We start from the raw sequence: 4,493 nt of genomic DNA on the forward strand, positions 1-4,493 counted from the left end.
GCGTAAGCGCATAATAGAAGCCCTGCCGTTTGTCCGACGGCGGGGCTTTTTTGAGAACCGTTCCCGCGCCCGCACCGGGCCCCGGTGCTTTGGAGAGTGCGTATTTTGCCAAAAGAGTGAAAAGCGGAACAAAATCTGCGCTGAGACGTAAGAGTACGTAATTATTTTTTGCTTCCTTCGGCGAAATCACGAAAATGATTGTCTTTGTACCAAGGACAGCCTTTAGGAATTTTTTCTACAATAGCTACATATGTCTTTTGAGTGGGGACAAATCACAAAAAGGTTTTTGGAAAATTTTGGGCACAGGAACGGATTTAAAGCGCTGCACTGTATATAATTCTACTTGAAAAAGCGGGAGAAATTCCGTAAAATACTTCTTATGCAAAGAGAATTGGAAAACGGTTCTCTTTTATTGACGACAGGAGGAAAGAACATGAAAAAGTTTCTTGCGCTTGCCATGGCTCTTGCCATGACCTTCTCTCTCGCCGCCTGCGGCGGGGATACCGGCGGCAGTGCATCCGGCGACGGCGGCAGCGCGTCCGGCGGCAGCAATCCCTTGCTGAAGGTGGGCGTGTTTGAGCCTGCGTCCGGCGACAACGGCGCGGGCGGAAAGCAGGAGGTGCTGGGCATCCAGTATGCCAATCAGGTGGTTCCCACCGTGGAGATCGGCGGCCAGACTTATGACGTGAAGCTGGAAATCGTGGATAACCAGTCCACCACCGACAAGGCCATCACCGCCGCGCAGACGCTGGTGAACGCGGGCGTGTCCGTGGTGCTGGGCTCCTATGGCTCCGGCGTGTCCATTGCTGCCGCGCCCACCTTTGAGCAGGCGAAGATTCCCGCCATCGGCGTGTCCTGCACCAACCCCGCCGTGACGGAGCTGAACCCGTACTACTTCCGGGTCTGCTTCCTGGACCCCTTCCAGGGCAGCGTCATGGCAAACTTTGTCTCCGAGGAGTTCGGCGCGAAAAAGGCCTATGTCCTGACCATGCTGGGCGAGGACTACGGTTCCGGCCTCGGCACCTACTTCAAGCAGGCATTTGAGGGTCTGGGCGGCGAGGTGAAAGCCGAGAGCTTCCCCGAGGGCACCTCTGACTTCTCCGCTTACATCCAGAACGCCGTGACTTATGGCGCGGACGTGATTTTTGCCCCCTCTTCCACCACCTATGCCGCCCTGATCGTGGGTCAGGCCGCCAAGGCCGGCGTCACCATTCCCATCACCGCCGGGGATACGTGGGAGAACTCCGCGATTCTCGCCGCCCAGAAGGGGACCGATCAGAAGGTTTACTGCTCCACCTTCTTTGACGAGAACGACGATGCAGGTCCTGCCGCCGCGTTTGTCAAGGGCTTTAAGGAGTTTTTGAACGCCGATGCGCAGAACCTGACCAATAACGGCGGCAACGACATCGTGGCGGCTGTCTCCGCGTTGGGCTATGACGCGTACATGACTGCCATTGAGGCCATCAACCTGGCTCAATCCACCGAGGGAGAAGCCATTCAGGCGGCTTTGTTCAATGTGGACATCGATGCCGTCACCGGCCACATCACCATCAATCCCGAAACAGGTGACGCCAATAAGACCGAGGCTTACATCAAGCAGGCCACCGACGGCGCATTTACCTTCGTGAAGCGTCAGTCCGTGGAGGGCTGATTCGAAGGTCTGCCCCAAAACCGTAGGACCCACGGCGCGGGCGGGGAGCCACCCCGCCCGCGCTTTTCAGGATGAAGCGATTCTGGCTTGCATCGAGCCGGAAGCCGAAGGGTTCGATGCAGAACAGAAGCAGGCTCACACCGCGGGCAAGGCCCGCATCACAGAAAACGGTTTATCGGGAAGCCCGTGCCCTTGCGCGGGACACAATGAAAACGGAGGGAATCCCATGCTAGAACAAATCCTGCCCTATCTGCTGGCAGGCGTCTCCGTGGGTGGGCAGTATGCCCTGATTGCCATTGGATACACAATGGTATACGGTATTTTACGTCTGATTAACTTTGCGCACGGCGATATTTTTACGGTGTCCGGCTTTGTAATGGTCTATGCCGCCGCCACCATGCCTCTGACCCTATCTATCCCGCTGACCATCGTTTTGACGGTGGCTTTAGCGGTGCTGGTGGAAAAGGTGGCCTATCGCCCCCTGCGCACCGCTCCCCGGATGTCTGTTATGATTTCGGCCATCGGCATGAGCTATCTGCTGCAAAACGCTATGTGGTATCTCACCGGTGGTCTTCCCAAGCAATATCCGGTGCTGCCTTGGATCAGCGACAGCGTAAATGTGGCGGGCAGTTCCACCAGCCGGGTCACCGTCGTCACTCCGTTTTTGGTGGTGGTGCTGGTGGCGGGTCTGGTGCTGCTCATCAAACGAACCAAAATCGGCATGGCCATGCGAGCCGCGTCCCGGGACTTTGAAACGGCGCAGCTCATGGGGATCAAAATCAATAATGTTATCAGCTTCACCTTTGTGGTGGGGTCCTTTCTGGCGGCTGTTGGCTCCATGCTGTACTTTTCCAATTACGCCACCGTCACGCCCACCATCGGCGCGATGCCGGGACTGAAGGCCTTCGTGGCCGCCGTGTTCGGCGGCATCGGGTCTATTCCCGGCGCGGTGATTGGCGGCTTCATCATCGGCATCTGCGAGAGCCTGATCAAGGGTGCGGGTCTGACTACGTTTTCCGACGCGTTCACTTTCGCTCTGTTGATTGTGATTCTCGCGGTGAAACCCACCGGCCTCTTCGGAGAGAATTTGACGGAGAAGGTGTGACGGAATGATCAAGAAAAAAGACCATAAAAAGACTTGGATTGCGCTGCTCATTGCCGCCGCTGTGCTGGTGGCGGTGGTGATACTTGACAATCTGCCGTCCAAGGTGGTTCCGTCCATGTTGCTGACGGTGCTGCAAAAGGGTGCGATTTATGCGCTGGTGGCTGTGTCCATGAACCTTTTAAACGGCTTTACGGGCCTCTTTTCCCTTGGACAGGCGGGCTTTATGCTGCTGGGGGCCTATACCTACGCCGTTCTCACCGTCCCCGTGGCGCGGCAGGCCAGCGTTTATCAGCGGTATCCCAGCGGGGGCCTTGGCTTCTCCGTAACGGAGAGCTTGGGCAGCTCTATGGGCCAGTTTGGCGTGTTTTTGGGCGTGGTGCTCTGCCTGATTCTGGCGGGATGTGTGGCGGCGCTGTTCGCCTGGTTCATCGGATTGCCGGTTTTAAAACTGAAGAGCGACTATCTGGCCATTGCCACGCTGGGCTTTGCGGAAATTATCCGCTCCGTGGTGCAGTATGAGGGTCTTGGCCCCGTTACCAACGGCTCCAATTTGCTGTATGGGTTTACCGGATTCTCCGACTTCCATTTGGGAGAGCTGAAGCTCACCACGATGATGCCCTTCCTGTTTGCGGGAGCGTGCATTCTGGTTGTGGTGCTGCTGATCAACTCCACCTACGGTCGGGCCTTTAAGGCGATCCGGGACGACGAGGTGGCCGCCGAGGCCATGGGCATCAATCTGGCCAGCCACAAGAGGATGAGCTTTGTCATCAGCTCCTTTTTCGCCGGAATTTCCGGTGCTATGCTGGCCATGTTTCAGGCCAGCGTGCAGGCCACGGCTTTCAAGGCGGCCATGACCTACGAAATTCTCCTGATTGTGGTGATCGGAGGAATCGGGTCCGTCACCGGGTCCGTGCTGGGCTCATTCCTGTTCGTGGGCTGCTCGGAATGGTGGCTGCGGTTTTTGGATAACGAAACGGTTTTGAAAAATTTCGGCGCCAAGGTGCAGCTTTGCGCCCTGCTGGCGGCTTTGATCGCCGTGGTTGCGGGCTTTGGCCTGCTGCGGCTGAAGCGCAGCGGCAGAAAGCTTGTCTCCCGCGCGGGAGGACGGCTTACAGTGGACTGGAGCCCTGTCCTGGCGCTTATATTGGCGGCTTTGGCGCTGGGTTGGGACGTGTGGTTCCTGCTGAGTTCCAATTTGAAGCTGCCGCTGCTGCGCTCCGGCTTCCGCATGGTGGTGTTCTCCGTGGTCATCATGATCGTGGTGCTGTTTTTCCGGAAGGGCATCATGGGCGATCAGGAGCTGTGGGACCTGAGAAGAAAAAGACGCTCCGCAAAAGCAAAGGCAGGTGCGGGTAAATGAGAGAAAATGTACTGCGCGTGGAAAACGCCACCATGCAGTTCGGCGGCGTGGTGGCTGTGGACAATTTGAATCTGGAAATCAACAAGGGGGAGATCGTCTCCCTCATCGGACCCAACGGTGCGGGAAAGACCACCGCCTTCAACGTCATTACCGGAGTATATGCGCCCAGCAATGGGCTGGTGGAGTTTTGCGGAGAAACCATCGTGCGCAACCACCCGCAGGGAAAGATGAAAAAACTTTACAAAGGGCATAATCCGGAGTTGTATACCGCCGCGTTCCGCCTCTCTGGTACGGGAGCGACGCCGGAGGAGTGGGACGCCATAAAAGAGTCCGAGCGGGAACGCGACCCCGCGGCCTTTACCGACAAGGTTTTGGCG

At 57.2% G+C, this 4,493-nt stretch carries 4 protein-coding genes; all 4 read left to right on the top strand.

Translation table 11 applies throughout. From position 1 onward, the window contains the following. Positions 1-433: 433 nt before the first annotated feature. Positions 434-1,651, top strand: coding sequence for an ABC transporter substrate-binding protein (locus B2W96_RS04730; RefSeq protein ID WP_293009050.1), 1,218 nt, complete (start codon positions 434-436; stop codon positions 1,649-1,651). A 226-nt stretch (positions 1,652-1,877) separates the two neighbouring features. After that, positions 1,878-2,756 carry a branched-chain amino acid ABC transporter permease gene (locus tag B2W96_RS04735; RefSeq protein WP_293009052.1) on the top strand — a complete coding sequence of 293 codons (879 nt, stop codon included), beginning with the start codon at positions 1,878-1,880 and terminating at the stop codon, positions 2,754-2,756. Between the two features lie 4 nt (positions 2,757-2,760). Further along, positions 2,761-4,116, top strand: a complete 1,356-nt coding sequence (locus B2W96_RS04740; protein ID WP_293009054.1) for a branched-chain amino acid ABC transporter permease — start codon at positions 2,761-2,763, stop codon at positions 4,114-4,116. Next, positions 4,113-4,493 (top strand): ATP-binding cassette domain-containing protein (locus B2W96_RS04745; protein WP_293009056.1); only part of this gene is annotated, 381 nt, incomplete at its 3' end. The genes B2W96_RS04740 and B2W96_RS04745, both read left to right, overlap by 4 nt.

The sequence above is a fragment of the Oscillibacter sp. UBA6647 genome (assembly GCA_002455655.1).
In the GTDB taxonomy this organism is placed as follows: Bacteria; Bacillota; Clostridia; order Oscillospirales; family Oscillospiraceae; genus Oscillibacter.

Excerpts from the sequence above, each read along its gene's own strand:
- B2W96_RS04730 (WP_293009050.1), top strand. The coding sequence starts at position 434 with ATGAAAAAGTTTCTTGCGCTTGCCATGGCTCTTGCCATGACCTTCTCT.
- B2W96_RS04735 (WP_293009052.1), top strand. The coding sequence starts at position 1,878 with ATGCTAGAACAAATCCTGCCCTATCTGCTGGCAGGCGTCTCCGTGGGT.
- B2W96_RS04740 (WP_293009054.1), top strand. The coding sequence starts at position 2,761 with ATGATCAAGAAAAAAGACCATAAAAAGACTTGGATTGCGCTGCTCATT.